General features: G+C 60.0%; 17 protein-coding genes. 8 read left to right on the forward strand and 9 right to left on the reverse strand.

Annotated features, from left to right (window positions below; all coding sequences use genetic code 11):
• Positions 1-69: 69 nt before the first annotated feature.
• The gene (gene hspQ / locus IHQ71_RS11015; RefSeq protein WP_258162003.1) at positions 70-399 is read right to left on the reverse strand and encodes a heat shock protein HspQ; all 330 of its coding nucleotides are present in this window, start codon (positions 397-399) and stop codon (positions 70-72) included.
• A 193-nt stretch (positions 400-592) separates the two neighbouring features.
• On the opposite strand from hspQ, the gene IHQ71_RS11020 reads away from it, so the two are divergent.
• The 4 genes from IHQ71_RS11020 to IHQ71_RS11035 are packed head-to-tail and all read left to right on the forward strand — an operon-like array spanning position 593 to position 4,110.
• Positions 593-2,008 (forward strand): hypothetical protein, encoded by a 1,416-nt coding sequence (locus tag IHQ71_RS11020; protein WP_258162004.1) that lies wholly within the window; start codon positions 593-595, stop codon positions 2,006-2,008.
• A gap of 19 nt (positions 2,009-2,027) precedes the next feature.
• Positions 2,028-3,068, forward strand: coding sequence for a TAXI family TRAP transporter solute-binding subunit (locus IHQ71_RS11025; protein ID WP_258162005.1), 1,041 nt, complete (start codon positions 2,028-2,030; stop codon positions 3,066-3,068).
• A gap of 11 nt (positions 3,069-3,079) precedes the next feature.
• Positions 3,080-3,562, forward strand: coding sequence for a hypothetical protein (locus tag IHQ71_RS11030; RefSeq protein WP_258162006.1), 483 nt, complete (start codon positions 3,080-3,082; stop codon positions 3,560-3,562).
• Between the two features lie 38 nt (positions 3,563-3,600).
• Entirely contained in the window at positions 3,601-4,110 is a 510-nt protein-coding gene (locus IHQ71_RS11035) for a GNAT family N-acetyltransferase (protein ID WP_258162007.1), read from the forward strand.
• Here the strand turns inward: IHQ71_RS11035 and IHQ71_RS11040 are convergent.
• From IHQ71_RS11040 to IHQ71_RS11060, 5 genes are all read right to left on the reverse strand, one after another.
• Positions 4,107-5,327 (reverse strand): RNA polymerase sigma factor, encoded by a 1,221-nt coding sequence (locus IHQ71_RS11040; protein ID WP_258162008.1) that lies wholly within the window; start codon positions 5,325-5,327, stop codon positions 4,107-4,109. The genes IHQ71_RS11035 and IHQ71_RS11040 overlap by 4 nt on opposite strands.
• A gap of 3 nt (positions 5,328-5,330) precedes the next feature.
• Complete coding sequence (locus IHQ71_RS11045) at positions 5,331-5,690, reverse strand: YciI family protein (RefSeq protein ID WP_258162009.1); 360 nt, start codon at positions 5,688-5,690, stop codon at positions 5,331-5,333.
• Between the two features lie 14 nt (positions 5,691-5,704).
• Positions 5,705-6,067: a YciI family protein gene (locus IHQ71_RS11050; RefSeq protein WP_258162010.1), complete on the reverse strand. Its 363-nt coding sequence runs from the start codon at positions 6,065-6,067 to the stop codon at positions 5,705-5,707.
• A gap of 140 nt (positions 6,068-6,207) precedes the next feature.
• The gene (glnA, locus tag IHQ71_RS11055) at positions 6,208-7,617 is read right to left on the reverse strand and encodes a type I glutamate--ammonia ligase (RefSeq protein WP_258162011.1); all 1,410 of its coding nucleotides are present in this window, start codon (positions 7,615-7,617) and stop codon (positions 6,208-6,210) included.
• A gap of 61 nt (positions 7,618-7,678) precedes the next feature.
• The gene (locus IHQ71_RS11060; protein ID WP_137153622.1) at positions 7,679-8,017 is read right to left on the reverse strand and encodes a P-II family nitrogen regulator; all 339 of its coding nucleotides are present in this window, start codon (positions 8,015-8,017) and stop codon (positions 7,679-7,681) included.
• Here IHQ71_RS11060 and IHQ71_RS11065 point away from each other — a divergent pair.
• Together IHQ71_RS11065 and IHQ71_RS11070 are read left to right on the forward strand one after the other, a co-directional pair.
• Complete coding sequence (locus IHQ71_RS11065) at positions 7,995-8,399, forward strand: hypothetical protein (protein WP_258162012.1); 405 nt, start codon at positions 7,995-7,997, stop codon at positions 8,397-8,399. The genes IHQ71_RS11060 and IHQ71_RS11065 overlap by 23 nt on opposite strands.
• Complete coding sequence (locus IHQ71_RS11070; protein ID WP_374990018.1) at positions 8,378-9,847, forward strand: NAD(P)H-hydrate dehydratase; 1,470 nt, start codon at positions 8,378-8,380, stop codon at positions 9,845-9,847. The genes IHQ71_RS11065 and IHQ71_RS11070 overlap by 22 nt, the downstream gene beginning before the upstream one ends.
• On the opposite strand, the gene IHQ71_RS11075 is transcribed toward IHQ71_RS11070, so the two are convergent.
• Both IHQ71_RS11075 and uvrA read right to left on the reverse strand, forming a co-directional pair.
• Positions 9,837-10,145, reverse strand: coding sequence for a hypothetical protein (locus IHQ71_RS11075; RefSeq protein ID WP_258162014.1), 309 nt, complete (start codon positions 10,143-10,145; stop codon positions 9,837-9,839). The genes IHQ71_RS11070 and IHQ71_RS11075 overlap by 11 nt on opposite strands.
• Positions 10,146-10,162: 17 nt before the next feature.
• Entirely contained in the window at positions 10,163-13,084 is a 2,922-nt protein-coding gene (gene uvrA, locus IHQ71_RS11080) for an excinuclease ABC subunit UvrA (protein WP_258162015.1), read from the reverse strand.
• Positions 13,085-13,407: 323 nt separating this feature from the next.
• On the opposite strand from uvrA, the gene IHQ71_RS11085 reads away from it, so the two are divergent.
• Both IHQ71_RS11085 and IHQ71_RS11090 read left to right on the forward strand, forming a co-directional pair.
• Positions 13,408-13,929: a single-stranded DNA-binding protein gene (locus IHQ71_RS11085; protein WP_258162016.1), complete on the forward strand. Its 522-nt coding sequence runs from the start codon at positions 13,408-13,410 to the stop codon at positions 13,927-13,929.
• A 50-nt stretch (positions 13,930-13,979) separates the two neighbouring features.
• Positions 13,980-14,477 (forward strand): ribonuclease H, encoded by a 498-nt coding sequence (locus IHQ71_RS11090; protein ID WP_258162017.1) that lies wholly within the window; start codon positions 13,980-13,982, stop codon positions 14,475-14,477.
• Positions 14,478-14,479: 2 nt separating this feature from the next.
• Here the strand turns inward: IHQ71_RS11090 and IHQ71_RS11095 are convergent, their stop codons facing one another.
• Entirely contained in the window at positions 14,480-15,121 is a 642-nt protein-coding gene (locus IHQ71_RS11095) for a MarC family protein (protein WP_258162018.1), read from the reverse strand.
• Between the last annotated feature and the right edge of the window lie 7 nt (positions 15,122-15,128).

Below are 15,128 nucleotides of genomic sequence, written 5' to 3' on the forward strand. Positions count from 1 at the left end.
ACCAGCGCTGGCGGGAAAGGTCAAGGGCGCCGCAACCCTAAACAGGAACTGATCGGCGAAAATCGCCGGTCAGTGGGTCTGCAGGGTCTTCGGACGATAAATGCCGCTGGTGTCTGGACTGAAATTCAGCATCACTGCGGGATGGCGCAGCGGATCGCCGCTCTCATCAGGCAATAGGTTCTGCTCGGAGACGTAAGCGACATAGGCCGACTCGGCATTCTCCGCATAGAGGTGATAGAAAGGCTGGTCCTTCGACGGGCGCACCTCCGCGGGAATGGAATTCCACCATTCCTCGGTATTGGCAAATTCCGGATCCACGTCGAATATCACGCCGCGGAACGGAAATACCCGATGCCGAACCACCTGTCCGATCTGATATTTTGCAAAACGTTCACGCATAACAACACCTCAAACCATTTGACATTACATTTGGTATGAATTTACCAATTTTCAAGGCGTTAGTAGCGGGCTCGACCTGCTCACAATAGCGTGTCATGACGGGAATCGGAACGGCCGAATGCAGAAAACCGCCGCATTACCCGTTATCTTCTACGGCTGACACTTCAGCCAGGACAGCACAGAGGGTTCACGCGTGGTCAATCAATGGGGTCGGGATGGCAATTCTTCATCCTCCGGTTCTCAATCGTCGGGTGGCGCGGGCATTCTCATCGCCGCCGTGATCGCACTGCTGATCGGCGCTGGCGGCGGCTATGGTGCCGGCCGGTTCCTCAGTGGCGCTTCGGCGGGCGATCTGGCATCACGCGACCAGACGATCAGCGAACTCCGGCAGCAGGTTTTAAAGCTCCGGGAAAAGACCAGCGGTGACCAGACTTCGGATACCGTGTTGCGCTCGAAGGTCGAGGAACTCCAGGATCAGGTCGCGGCGCTGAACAAGGCCAATGATACACTCAAGAGATTCAACGACGAGCAGTCGAGCCAAGTCAGCGCCGACGTCCAGGCGGAGATCGACGCGCTCAAGAAGACGATCGACGAGGCCGGCGACCTTCGAGGCCAGTTGACCCGTGCGCGCAGATCGCTGAAGGTCTCGGAACTGCAGCTCATCGAACTCGAGGGCACAGTCAAAAGCCAGCAGGACGAAATCAAGAAGCTGCGCAGCGACCTCGGCAAGGCGGCCAGCCAGGGCAATGACGGTAACAAGGCGCTGAGCGACCAGATCAAGACGCTGGAATCCGCACTCCACGGCGCCCGCCAGCAGGCTTCCACCGTGCCCGACCTCAAGAAGCGGATCGCTGAGATCGAGGACGACCTAGCACAGAAGGCCGCCGACGTGAGTGCCGCCCGCAAGAAGGCCGCCGATCTCGACAAGCAGGTCGCTGACCTTAAGACAAGGCTCGACAAGGCACGCGCCGATGCCGCAGCCAACAGCAGTGGCGCAGACGATCAGCTCAAGCGCCTCCAGGCCGAACGGGACAAGTTGCAGACCGCGCTCGACGATGCCAAGAAGCAGCTTGCCGCAGCTGGAGAAAGCTCAAGTGAAGCCGAAGGCCTGCGCAAGGATCTTGCGGCGGCCGAGGAACAGCTCGCCAGCAAGGATACCGAGATTTCGTCGCTGAAGGCACAGACGGAAGAGCTGAAAGACGCTGTTTCGGACGCCAAAGGCAAGGCGATGTCGATCGATTCGCAGCGGATACTGCTCGGGATGAACCTAAGCGCGATGCGCACCGAAAAGGAAAAGCTCGAAACCGAGAATGCCGGCTTGCGCGCCGCGATCGCCAAGTTGCAAGTGAAACCGGTTGAAGACAAGCCGGCGGATGATACCAACGGCAGTGACGAGAACGACACATCAGGCAAGCGGGATTCCGATGCGGTGCGCAATGCGCTCGCCGACATGCCCGGCTTCAGCCGCCTGACGCCGGACAAGCAGGGCGACCTTGCGGCACGACTGGAAAGCGGCGAATGCGTCGCCGATGCGCTCAAGGCCTCGCTCGGCCGCGTGCCTGCCATTGCGCTGAGAAACCTGATACGCGATCTTGGCAGCAGATGCTGAAATGGATTGGAGAGGACCGATGCTGAAGAAACTGGGCCTGGCACTTTCGCTATTGATGATGTTCTGCCTGCCGGCGGGTTCCGCCGAACTGGAGAAGAACATCATGACCGGCGGTGCCAAGGGCACCTACATCAAGATCGGCCGCGATATTGCCGGACTGGGCAAGGCGTGCGGACAGACGCTCAACGTGGTGGAGAGCGCCGGCTCGCTCGAAAACTTCATCGGCGTGCGCAACCGCAAGAACACCCAGTTCGGCATCGTCCAGAACGACGTGCTCGAATATCTCAAGACCTTTGAGGCCAACGATCCCGAGATCCAGACCGCAGTTCGCGGCGTGCGCATCATGTTCCCGCTCTATAATGAAGAAGTGCATGTGCTGGCCAAGACCGACATCAAGAGCATGGCCGATCTCTCCGGCCGCAAGGTCGCGATCGGCGTCAAGGATTCCGGCACCTATCTCACGGCAACGCTGATGCTTGATATCCTGCAGATCAAGGATGTGCAGAAGGTCGAGGTCAATCCTGATAAGGCGCTGCCGCAACTGGAATCGGGTGACATCGACGCCTTTTTCTACGTCGCCGGTGCGCCCGCGTCGCTCTTCCAGAGTGATACCATCGATGGGACGAAATTCCATCTAGTGCCGATTACCGAGGCACCGCTGCTGGCGACCTATATTCCCGCGAAGATCGATGCCGGAACCTATACCTTTCAAAAGGAGGCAGTGGATGTCGTCGCGGTCAAAGCCGTGATGATGACCTTCGACTACGACAAGAAGCGCAACGCCTATCAACGTGAATCCTGCAAGGCGGTAGCCGACTTCTCGAACTACATCATCAGCAACCTCGACAAGCTGCAGGCAACCGGCCACCCGAAGTGGCAGACAGTCGATCTGAGCGCCTTGCCGCCGGGCTGGAAGGTTGGTGTCTGCGTGAAGGAAGGCCTCGCGGCCAATTATAAGCCGACCTGCACGACACCAGCCGCAACGCCCACAAGCGATGACGAAAGTGGCGAGAACGACGATTATCTGAAGCTGCTCAAGGAGCGGCTGAAGAAGCAGTAGGCGAGGCGATCATGCGCTCTGGATTTCTTGTCGCACTCGTTAGCGCCGTGATGGCTGTTGCGCCCCTTCAGGCAATCGCGGGCGACTGGAGCCGTTACGACAACGTGCGCTTTGCCTATGCGATCGACATACCGCCGGACTTTTCCGAAGTGGCGGAGGCCGAAAACAGTGACGGCGGCGTCTCTGCAAGTGCGGATGGCAAGGCGGAACTGCGTGTCTGGGGCGGATATCTCGTCGATAGCGATTTCAAGTCCGAGATAGCGGGACGCGTCCAGTCGGACACATCTGAAGGCTGGGCGATTTCCTACGATCGTCGGACGGGCACCAATGCCAGCTGGTCTGGCAGCAAAAGCGGCCGTGTTTTCTATGCTCGTTCAATGAAGGGTTGTGATGACGCGGCAATCTACTTCCGGCTCGAATATGATCGAGCTGACCTTGACGCGTATCACGGCATCGTCGGAAGACTGGTCAAATCCTTGCACGCGACGTGCTGAATGAGCGCGATCGGACAGGAAGAAGGATAATAAAGGCATTGCAGGCACCCCTGATCCAAACCGAACGATTGCTGCTCCGGCCTTATCGGCTGGAGGATTATCCGCATCTTTTGGCGCTCTATGATACCGACCGAGCCGCCTTCATTGGCGGCAGGCTGTCGCCACGGCAGGTGTGGGATGCGTTCATGAACTGCATCGGGCAATGGACGATATTCGGCTTTGGAGGCTGGGCGGTCGAGGAGACAGCCTCCGGTTCAATCGTCGGCGAGGTCGCTGTCACCCATCCTGTCGACTTTCCGGAGATCGAGCTCGGCTGGCTGCTGTTCGACGGTTTCGAGGGCAGGGGATATGCCTACGAGGCTGCTGTAGCCGCGAGACATTGGGCTTTCTCCGAAGCCGGGTTATCGACGCTGGTGTCCTATGTCGATCCCGACAATATCCGCTCGGCCCGCCTGGCGGAGCGGCTTGGCGCGACAGTCGATCCGGATGCGCTGACGCCAAATGGCGATGCTTGCCTCGTCTACCGGCACAACTGCGGCTGGTCCTAAATCCCGAGCGCTTCCAGCCGGCGCTCGACAAAGCGCTTTTCGGCCGGTGAATGGGTGAGCGCCAGGGCGTCGAGATAGGCCGATCTTGCCTCCGCTCGCCTGTCGAGGCGACGCAGGAAATCTGCGCGCGTGAGATGGGCATAGCGGTAGGCCACGAGATCGCTACGCGCCATCAGCGCATCGGCCAGTGCCAGCCCGGTATCCGGCCCGTCGCGCATCCCAATCGCAATGGCGCGGTTCAGTTCGCTTATCGGGCCGGGATCGGCAATCTCCAGGAGATCGTACCAGCGGACAATCGCGTTCCAATCGGTCGAACGGCCGTCGATCGTGGCGCCATGCTCGGCGGCGATGGCACCCTGTAGGGTGTAGGTCGAAAAGGGCGGGTGCCGGATTGCAGATTGAACCAGTCCGCTGCCTTCCGCGATCTCGCCCGCGTTCCACAGCGAACGGTCCTGCTCGTCGAGCGGTGTCAGATTGCCTTCAACATCCAGGCGTCCCGCCCGGCGCGCGTGCTGGAGGAGCATCAGGCCGAGCAGCCCATCGATATCGGGATTTGACAAATGCTCAGCGAGCAGTCGCGCCAGCCTGATCGCTTCCTCGCAGAGTTCGGCGCGCAGGATGTCCTTGCCGCCCCCAGCGGCGTAGCCTTCGGAGAAGACGAGGTAGATGACTCGTAATACCGTATCGAGGCGCGCATCCATCTCTGATTTTGCAGGCACTTCATAGGGCAGGGACAGAGCCTTGATGCGGCCCTTGGCGCGGACGATGCGCTGTGCAATCGTCGGCGCCCTGGTCATGAATGCCGCCGCAATCGCTTCTGTCGTCAAGCCACAGACCTCGTGCAAGCAGAGCGCCGTCTGCTGATCCGGCGGCAGGGCGGGATGGCAGCAGGTGAAGATCAGCCGCAGTATGTCGTCCTGCACGAGATCAGGATCGGGCGGGCCTTCGTCATCCTCTTCCATCATCCGCGTGATCTCCGGCTCGAGTTCACGGAAGCGTGCGCGCCTGCGAAGCATGTCGATGGTCCTGAAACGGCCGGCGGAAACCAGCCATGATCGCGGATTGGCGGGCACGCCTTCCCGAGGCCATTGCGCAGCGGCCGCTAGAAACGCCATCTGCACCGCCTCCTCGGCAAGCTCGAAGCTGCCGAGAAGGCGAATGAGCGTCGCGCGCACCTGGGCCGCTTCGTTGCGGTAGATTTGCTCGATCGCGTGCATCGCTCAGGCGTGAACCGGCACGGGGTAGATCGGACGCAGCTCGATCTGGCCGTACTTCGCCAGCGGAATGCCGGCGGCGATGCCGATCGCCTCGTTCATGTCGCGCGCCTCGACCAGCACGAAGCCGGCCATCTGCTCCTTGGCCTCCGAGAACGGTCCGTCGCTCATCGACATTTCCCCATTGCGGACCTTGACGACGAGGCCGCTTTCCGGTGGCTCCAACCCGTGCCCGGTGAGCAACTGGCCGCGCTCCATCAATTCGGCATCATAGGCGAGATTGCTTTTTTCGAGTTCGACGATCTCATCCTTCGACATGCGCGGGAAGAGGTCGTAATCGATATGGACAATGCAAAGGTACTTCATGGCGCCTCTTCCCATCACTTACCGGGATCCGGGATTTCGTAGACGGGACGGACTTCGATCGTACCGTATTTGGCAAGCGGAATGCCGGCGGCGACCTTCACTGCTTCCTCCATGTCACGGGCGTTGATGAGGATAAAGCCGCCCATCTGCTCCTTGGCCTCGGCATAGGGGCCGTCGGTGACCGACATCTGGCCATTGCGCACCTTCACGAGCGAGGCGGAGGACGGCGATTGCAAAGCCTCGGCGTGAATATAGTGGCCATTGGCCATCAAAGCCTCGTCATAGCCGAGCGAATTGCGATCGAGATCGCGCTTCTCGTCAGGGTTCATCTTGTCGAGAATGGAACCGTCAAAATGTACGACACAAAGGTATTTCATGATCTGTCTCCAGGTTGGACATCCATAGTCGCACCGGCTCGACACAATTCGACACGACGGATCAAAAAAATCCAGCCGGAAAAACAAAACCGGCGGGAGAGGGCTCCCGCCGGCTGCTTATCGCATGATCCGTTCGCTGATCAGACGGAATAGTACATGTCGAACTCGACCGGATGCGGCGTCATTTCGAAACGCATCACCTCGGCCATCTTGAGCTCAATGTAGCTGTCGATCTGGTCGTCGTCGAAGACGCCGCCGGCGGTCAGGAACTTGCGGTCCTTGTCGAGGCTTTCGAGCGCTTCGCGCAGCGAGCCGCACACCGTCGGAATCTTCTTCAGTTCCTTCGGCGGCAGGTCGTAGAGATCCTTGTCCATGGCCTTGCCCGGATGGATTTTGTTCTTGATGCCATCGATGCCGGCCATGAGCATGGCGGCAAAGCCGAGATAGGGGTTCTGGGCCGGATCGGGGAAGCGGACTTCGACGCGCTTGGCCTTCGGCGAGGAGCCGAACGGGATGCGGCACGAAGCCGAGCGATTGCGGGCCGAATAGGCGAGCAGGACCGGCGCTTCATAGCCCGGCACCAGGCGCTTGTAGGAATTGGTGCTGGGATTGGTGAACGCGTTGATCGCCTTGGCATGCTTGATGACGCCGCCGATATAATAGAGGCAGGTCTCGGAAAGGCCGGCATATTCGTCGCCGGCAAAGGTGGGCTTGCCGTCCTTCCAGATCGACTGGTGCACATGCATGCCCGAACCATTGTCGCCGAAGACGGGCTTGGGCATGAAGGTCGCGGTCTTGCCATAGGCATTGGCGACCTGGTGGACCACATACTTGTAGATCTGCATCTGGTCGGCACTCTTCACCAGCGTCGCGAACTTGACACCCAGTTCATGCTGGGCGGCCGCCACTTCGTGATGCTGCTTTTCGACGACCACGCCCATTTCGGCCATGACTGTCAGCATTTCGGAACGCATGTCCTGCAGGCTGTCGATCGGCGGAACCGGGAAATAGCCGCCCTTGACGCGCGGGCGGTGGCCGAGATTGCCTGAATCGTAATCCGTGTCGTCATTCTCCGGCAGTTCCGAGGAGTCGAGCTTGAAGCCGGTATTGTAGGGTGTGGCCTTGTATTTGACGTCGTCGAAGACGAAGAATTCGGGCTCGGGGCCGACGAAGACCGTGTCGCCGATGCCGGATGCCTTCAAATAGGCTTCCGCCTTCTTGGCCGTGCCGCGGGGGTCGCGATTATAGGCCTCGCCGGAAATCGGATCGAGAATATCGCAGAGCACGACCATGGTCGACTGGGCGAAGAACGGGTCCATATGCGCTGTCGTCGGGTCGGGCATCAACACCATGTCGGATTCGTTGATGGCCTTCCAGCCGCCGATGGACGAGCCGTCGAACATCACGCCATCGGCGAACATGTCCTCATCGACGGCCACTACATCCATGGTGACGTGCTGCAGCTTGCCCTTGGGGTCGGTGAAGCGGAGGTCGACGAATTTCACGTCGTTGTCCTTGATCTGCTTCAGAATATCTTTCGCGGTCGTCATGTAGCTCTTCCCTATTGATATGACGATGGTCCGCCCAAACGCGGATTATGCGTGTGGGCGATCAGATGGCGTCGACACCGGTCTCGCCGGTACGGATGCGGACAACTTCCTCCACATTGGAGACGAAGATCTTGCCGTCCCCGATACGTCCTGTCTGTGCTGCGTTGCGGATCGCATCAATGACACGTTCCACGTTCTCATCCGCAAGCACGACCTCCACCTTCACCTTGGGCAGGAAATCGACGACATATTCAGCACCACGATAGAGTTCCGTGTGGCCTTTCTGACGTCCGAAACCCTTGGCCTCGGTGACTGTGATGCCTTGCAAACCGACTTCCTGAAGGGCTTCCTTCACTTCGTCGAGCTTGAAGGGCTTGATGATCGCTTCGATCTTTTTCATGAGGAAATTTCTCTCCGCTTCTCCCGTTTCCGCAGGTCTGGCCCGCCGCGCCACATCATGCATATTACATGCCAGCATGAGCAGCAATTTCGATTTTTCGCCAGAAAACTACCGAATGGGCGTGATCTTGCGCGTTTCTGAGCAAAAAACCAGACGAAAATCACGCCAAACAGGAGAAATTTCGCCGCAAATCGAGAAATTCGTCTCGGTTATGAAATGTAGCAGGATTCGCCAACCGTCGATCAGTGCAAACTTTGTGCATTTGCTTATTTTTCAACCATTTGCATTTTTTGAAAGGTCGGGGCAGACTCCCGATACCGGGGAGATCAAGCGTGAGATTCCCCATCGTCTGCTGAAAATATATGCAAACGGGACCGCATAATGCTGATCGAGCCTGAAAGCGTCCGAGAGATCGACGCTGCCTGCATTCAATCTGGAATACCGGGTTTCCGGCTGATGACGGCGGCGGGGCTTGCGGTGGCTGCTTCTGCCTTGCGGCATTTTCCCGGCGCGAGGCGCTTCGCGGTGCTGGCCGGGCCGGGCAACAATGGTGGCGACGCCTATATCGCGGCGGGCGCGCTGAGAAACGCTGGCGCGGAGATCGAGGTCTTTCAGTTGCCGTCTCGTCGGCCATCGACGGACGACGCGGCACGAGCACTGGCAGAATGCGGTGTCGTCGCGCAATCCATGAACGCATTCGAATCGACGGAAGGAGACATCGTCATCGACGGCGTCTTTGGCGCCGGTCTTTCACGCGACGTTCCGTCTGAACTGGCGACACTAATCGCGAAGATCAAGCTACTGCGGATACCAGTTCTCGCAGTCGACCTTCCCAGCGGGATCGATGGTCGAACGGGGCAAGTGCTCGGTGCGGCGTTCAAAGCCGATGTCACCGTCACCTTCATGGCATTGAAGCCCGGCATGCTGCTGCTTCCGGGCCGCGAGCATTGCGGGCAGGTCGAGATTGCCGAAATCGGCGTGCCAAAGCGGCTGATCGAAGCGCATCGATCGACGGTGCATGTCAACGGCCCTGAAATTTGGCATGCATATCCGCATCCGCGTGATGCCAGTGCGCACAAATATTCACGGGGTGCGCTCGCAGTGTTCTCCGGCGGTGCTTCCCATACCGGAGCGGCAAGGTTGACGGCGAACGCTGGCTTGAAGGCCGGAGCAGGGTTGGTGACGATCGCCAGTCCGGCCGAGGCGATGGAGGTCAATGCCACGCATCTTACGGCCGTGATGCTGCGGCAGATCGACCATATTGACGACCTGAATGGCTGGCTCGAGGACAAGCGGCTGTCCACCTTCGTGCTCGGGCCGGGATTTGGCGTCGGAGCAAAGGCGCGCGACTTTGTGCTCGCGCTGAAGGACCGCAAACTGGTGCTCGACGCTGATGGCATAACCAGTTTCAGGGACGACCCAAGCATCCTGTTCAATGCCTTTGCGACCGGCGAACCTCATTTGATCCTGACGCCGCATGAAGGCGAGTTCAGCCGGCTGTTTGCCGATATCGCCGGCGACGCCAGGCTCTCCAAAGTTGACAAGGCCATCGCCGCCGCGAGGCGTGCAAACGCGGCCGTCATCTACAAGGGATCCGATACGGTCATCGCCAGCGCCGACGGTCGCGCCGCGATCAACACCAATGCGCCACCCTCGCTCGCCACGGCTGGCTCAGGTGACGTGCTGGCCGGCATCTGCGGCGCGCTATTGGCGCAGGGCTATCCGGCCTACGAGGCCGCCTGCGCCGCCGTCTGGCATCACGGCGATGCGGCGAACCGGGCGGGGGCAGGCTTGACGGCTGAGACGCTGGTTGAGCGGGTCAGACGTTGATGGATACCGATGACGCCCGCCGGTGATATTCGGCGATACAGCGATCGAGATCCGCCCGCGCCTGCTCCGCTGCCTCGATGGACAGCTCGATGTAGTTTGTGACGGCCCCTTCGGGGCCAGCATAGCGATCCGGACGGAGCTTCATCCCGATCAACATTCCCTTGCCGTCACCTGTCTGCTTGATTCGCCACTGAAAAAAGGAGCCGGAGGCCTGGCCCTTCAACGGCGCGGTCTCGAAAACAACATCTCCCAACGCAGAATTCAGAAACGGCAACTTCGAGAGAAATCGCTTGATCACTGGATCGCCCTCCGACCTTACTCCGCCGCATCCTTGCGGATCGGCCGGCGCTCCAGCAGGTCCTTGAGGAACTGGCCGGTATAGGAGCGCTTCTCCTTCACCACCTGTTCCGGCGTGCCTTCGGCGATGATCTCGCCGCCCCCGTCGCCGCCTTCAGGACCGAAATCGATGATCCAGTCGGCGGTCTTGATGACTTCGAGATTGTGCTCGATGACCACGACGGAATTGCCCTGGTTGACCAGTTCGTGCAGCATTTCCAGTAGTTTGACGACATCGTGAAAATGCAGGCCGGTGGTCGGCTCGTCGAGGATATAGAGCGTGCGGCCGGTGGATTTCTTCGACAGTTCCTTGGCGAGCTTGACGCGTTGGGCCTCGCCGCCGGAAAGCGTATTGGCCTGCTGGCCGACCTTGATATAGCCGAGGCCGACCTCGCGCAGCGCAGTCAGCTTGTCGCGCACGGCGGGCACGGCCGAGAAGAAATCGCAGCCTTCCTCGACCGTCATGTCGAGCACATCTGAGATCGACTTGCCCTTGAAATGTACCGACAGCGTGTCGCGGTTGTAGCGCTTGCCGTGGCAGACATCGCAGGTGACATAGACATCGGGCAGGAAGTGCATCTCGATCTTGATCACGCCATCGCCCTGGCAGGCTTCGCAGCGGCCGCCCTTGACGTTGAACGAGAAACGGCCGGGCGCGTAACCGCGTGCCTTGGCCTCGGGCAGGCCGGCGAACCAATCGCGGATCGGGGTAAAGGCACCGGTATAGGTCGCGGGGTTCGAGCGCGGCGTACGGCCGATCGGCGACTGGTCGATGTCGATGACCTTGTCGATATGCTCGAAACCATCGATCCGGTCGTGTTCGGCCGGGTTTTCGCGCGCACCCATGATGCGGCGGGCGGCGGCCTTGTAGAGCGTCTCGATCAGGAAGGTGGACTTTCCACCGCCCGACACGCCGGTGACCGCCGTGAAGACGCCGAGCGGAATAGCAGCCGTGACATTCTTGAGATTGTTGGCACGGGCGCCATGAACCTTGATTTCGCGGCCCTTCTTCGGCTTGCGGCGCTCACCGGGAAGCGAGACCGAGAGCTCACCGGAGAGATATTTGCCGGTGAGCGATTTGGGATGGTTCATGATGTCGGCGGGCGTGCCTTCGGCCACCACTTCGCCACCATGGATGCCGGCCGCCGGGCCGATATCGACGACATAGTCGGCGCTCATGATCGCGTCTTCGTCATGCTCGACGACGATCACCGTATTGCCGATATCGCGGAGATGCTTGAGCGTATCGAGCAGCCGGGCATTGTCGCGCTGGTGCAGGCCGATCGAGGGCTCGTCGAGAACGTATAGTACACCCGTAAGACCCGAGCCGATCTGCGACGCCAGCCGGATGCGCTGGCTTTCGCCGCCCGACAGAGTGCCGGAATTGCGCGACAGCGAGAGATATTCGAGACCGACATCGTTGAGGAATTTCAGGCGGTCGCGGATTTCCTTGAGAATGCGGACGGCAATCTCGTTCTGCTTGGCGTTGAGATGCTCCGGCAGCGCGATGAACCAGGCATTGGCCACGTTGATCGACATTTCCGAGACCTGGCCGATATGCAGCTTGTCGATCTTCACCGCCTGCGTTTCCGGCTTTAGGCGATAGCCATTGCAGGCCGGGCAGGGGGCGGCGCTCATGTAGCGCTCGATCTCCTCGCGCGACCATGCGGAATCGGTTTCCTTCCAGCGGCGCTCGAGATTGGGGATGATGCCTTCGAATGTCTTGGTCGTCTGGTAGGAGCGCGCGCCATCGGCATATTGGAAGGTGATCTCGCGCTTGCCGGTGCCATTCAGCACCGCATCTTGAGCCTCTTCGGAAAGCTCGCTCCAGCGGTTGGAAAGCTTGAAGCCATAGGCCTTGCCGAGTGCTTCGAGCGTCTGGTTGTAGTAAGGCGACGAGGATTTCGCCCATGGCGCGACGGCACCATCGCGCAGTGTCCGGTTGGCCTCGGGGACAATAAGGTCCGCATCGATCTTCTGCTGCGAGCCGAGGCCGTCGCAGGACGGGCAGGCGCCGAACGGGTTGTTGAAGGAGAACAGGCGCGGCTCGATCTCCGGAATGGTGAAGCCGGAGACGGGGCAGGCGAACTTCTCCGAGAACATCACGCGCTCATGCGTATCGTTGAGCGACTTGTTGGCCGAACCGCCCTCGGAGGTTTCCTCCGGCGGCAGCGGCTTGTCGGCGAATTCGGCGATCGCCAGGCCATCGGCAAGCCTGAGCGAGGTCTCGAAGGAATCGGCGAGCCGTGATGCCATATCCTGACGGACGACAATGCGGTCGACGACGACGTCGATGTCGTGCTTGTATTTCTTGTCGAGCACTGGCGCTTCGGCGATCTCGTAGAACTGGCCGTCGATCTTGACCCGCTGGAAGCCCTTCTTCATCAGGTCGGCGAGTTCTTTTCTGTACTCGCCCTTGCGGCCGCGCACGATCGGCGCGAGGATATAAAGCCGCGTGCCTTCCTCGTAGTCGAGCACCCGATCGACCATCTGGCTCACTGTCTGGCTCTCGATCGGCAGGCCGGTGGCTGGTGAATAGGGCACGCCGACACGGGCAAACAGCAGGCGCATATAGTCGTAGATTTCGGTGACTGTGCCGACCGTCGAGCGCGGATTGCGCGAGGTCGTCTTCTGCTCGATCGAGATGGCCGGCGACAGGCCATCGATCTGGTCGACATCCGGCTTCTGCATCATCTCCAGGAACTGGCGCGCGTAAGCCGAAAGGCTCTCGACATAGCGGCGCTGACCCTCGGCATAGATCGTGTCGAAGGCGAGCGACGACTTGCCCGAGCCCGAAAGGCCGGTCATCACGATCAGGCTGTTGCGCGGCAGGTCGAGATCGATGTTCTTGAGATTGTGCTCACGCGCGCCACGAATGGAGATGTTCTTCAGTTCGCTCATCAATGAAGGCTTTCGATAAGATTTGTCACCGGTCGGCGACTTGCGCGGAGCCCGGAATTGCTGCTTCTAACTATCCCAAACGCTGCTCGCTTGGCAAACGTTCGCCGCCAAAAAATGTCAGCATCCTGCTGTCCGAATCCATTTGACAAGTCCTAGCGCAAATACTAGAACAAATAAAGAACAAACTGCGAGCAACCATTTGCTGGTAACGGCATTAACTGTGGATGAAGGCCTGTTGGGCGCGCATCTCCGGTTCAAAGCGTCTATGGATGGTCTGGATTTAGTGGCGCGGGCGGAACCCGCGCGTGGCAAGGAAAATAGTGATGGCGGGCAGCGTTAACAAGGTCATTCTCATCGGTAATGTGGGCGCGGACCCTGAAATCCGCCGCACCCAGGACGGCCGTCCGATCGCCAACCTTCGCATTGCAACCTCGGAAACGTGGCGCGACAAGAATTCCGGCGAGCGCAAGGAAAAGACGGAATGGCACACGGTCGTCGTCTTCAATGAAGGTCTCTGCAAGGTCGTCGAGCAATATGTGAAGAAGGGCGCCAAGCTTTATATCGAAGGCGCGCTGCAGACCCGCAAGTGGCAGGACCAGACGGGCAACGAGCGTTACTCGACGGAAGTCGTGCTGCAAGGTTTCGGCTCGACGCTGACCATGCTGGATGGTCGTGGCGAGGGCGGCGGACGCAGCCCGCAAGGCGGCGGTTATGACGATTACGACCAGAGCGGCGGCGACAGCGGCGGGCGCAGCAGCACGCCGGCACGTTCGTCCAACCAGAACCGCTCGTCCGCGCCTGCGCCGTCGTTCTCGCGCGACATGGATGACGACATTCCGTTCTGATCCGGATTGGCAACGTTACGAGACCGTGAGCAACAACAGCACCTGAACCAATGGCCTCTGCTGATTTCGAGGATATGTCGGGTTCGGGCTGCGGTCTTCACATTTACGCGGATGGTTGTTACGAACCGGAAAGCCAAACGGGCGGCTGGGCGTTCGTCGTCTATCGCGACGGTTTCGAAGTTACCTCCGGCTTCGGCAGGGTCGAGCGATCCTCGAACAATGGCATGGAGTTGAGCGCACTGCTGGCGGCCGCAACATGGGTCAATGACAACGCCGCAGGCGAGGCGGCCATCCTCTGGTCCGATTCCGTATATGCTGTGAGCGGTTGCAATCGGTGGCGACACATTTGGAAAAACAGCGGCTGGCGGAAGAGGGATCCCGGTTCGAATGCCCGGAGCCGAACGATCGCCAATCCCGAACTCTGGCAGGCCGTGGATGCAGCGCTGTCGAAGAATAGCCTTCTAACCGTTGCCTGGTGCAAGGGTCATTCCGGCATTCCGGGCAACGAGAAAGCGGACGGACTGGCGGAACTCGGACGCCGATCCTGAAGCTATGGTCCCGTGTAGACCGTCATCGAAGCCCGCACGCCGTCTATGACGAACTGGACTGCCAGGGCCGCGAGCAGGACACCGAGCAACCGGGTCAGGATCGCCCGGCCGGTCTGTCCGAGATAACGGTCGATACGGTCGGCTATCATCAGGGCTGCCAGAATTATGACGAATACCACGGCGATGACCGCGATCAACTGAACGCGCTGGAACGGGGTGGGGAAGTTGCCCGCCAGCAGGATCGTCGCCGAGATTGATCCCGGGCCCGAGATCAGCGGAATGGCCAGCGGGAAGACGGCGAGATTCTGGATATGATCCTTGGTAATCGCGGTCTCGCTAGTCTTCTCCTTGCGCTCCTGGCGCTTCTCGAACACCATTTCGAAGGCGATGAAAAATAGCAGAAAACCACCGGCGATGCGGAAGGCCGGCAGCGATATGCCGAGCACGCCAAGCACGCCTGCACCGGTGACCGCGAAGACCGACAGGATGACGAAGGCAATGATCGTGCCTCGGAGCGCCGTCTGTTTTCGCTGGGCGGCGTTCATGCCCGCCGTCAGGCCGAGGAAAATAGGCGCCAGGCCGGGCGGGTCGGTGGTCACCAGAAGCGTGGTGAAGGCATTGATCAGCTCCGCCGTCGTCGCCATATCTGTC

The sequence above is a fragment of the Rhizobium sp. TH2 genome (assembly GCF_024707525.1).
GTDB lineage: Bacteria > Pseudomonadota > Alphaproteobacteria > Rhizobiales > Rhizobiaceae > Rhizobium_E.

What these genes read in the sequence shown, in the direction of transcription:
- hspQ (WP_258162003.1), bottom strand. Translation starts at nt 399, where the DNA reads ATGCGTGAACGTTTTGCAAAATATCAGATCGGACAGGTGGTTCGGCAT.
- IHQ71_RS11025 (WP_258162005.1), top strand. Translation starts at nt 2,028, where the DNA reads ATGCTGAAGAAACTGGGCCTGGCACTTTCGCTATTGATGATGTTCTGC.
- IHQ71_RS11030 (WP_258162006.1), top strand. Translation starts at nt 3,080, where the DNA reads ATGCGCTCTGGATTTCTTGTCGCACTCGTTAGCGCCGTGATGGCTGTT.
- IHQ71_RS11040 (WP_258162008.1), bottom strand. Translation starts at nt 5,327, where the DNA reads ATGCACGCGATCGAGCAAATCTACCGCAACGAAGCGGCCCAGGTGCGC.
- IHQ71_RS11045 (WP_258162009.1), bottom strand. Translation starts at nt 5,690, where the DNA reads ATGAAGTACCTTTGCATTGTCCATATCGATTACGACCTCTTCCCGCGC.
- IHQ71_RS11050 (WP_258162010.1), bottom strand. Translation starts at nt 6,067, where the DNA reads ATGAAATACCTTTGTGTCGTACATTTTGACGGTTCCATTCTCGACAAG.
- glnA (WP_258162011.1), bottom strand. Translation starts at nt 7,617, where the DNA reads ATGACGACCGCGAAAGATATTCTGAAGCAGATCAAGGACAACGACGTG.
- IHQ71_RS11065 (WP_258162012.1), top strand. Translation starts at nt 7,995, where the DNA reads ATGATCGCTTCGATCTTTTTCATGAGGAAATTTCTCTCCGCTTCTCCC.
- IHQ71_RS11060 (WP_137153622.1), bottom strand. Translation starts at nt 8,017, where the DNA reads ATGAAAAAGATCGAAGCGATCATCAAGCCCTTCAAGCTCGACGAAGTG.
- uvrA (WP_258162015.1), bottom strand. Translation starts at nt 13,084, where the DNA reads ATGAGCGAACTGAAGAACATCTCCATTCGTGGCGCGCGTGAGCACAAT.
- IHQ71_RS11085 (WP_258162016.1), top strand. Translation starts at nt 13,408, where the DNA reads ATGGCGGGCAGCGTTAACAAGGTCATTCTCATCGGTAATGTGGGCGCG.
- IHQ71_RS11090 (WP_258162017.1), top strand. Translation starts at nt 13,980, where the DNA reads ATGGCCTCTGCTGATTTCGAGGATATGTCGGGTTCGGGCTGCGGTCTT.
- IHQ71_RS11095 (WP_258162018.1), bottom strand. Translation starts at nt 15,121, where the DNA reads ATGGCGACGACGGCGGAGCTGATCAATGCCTTCACCACGCTTCTGGTG.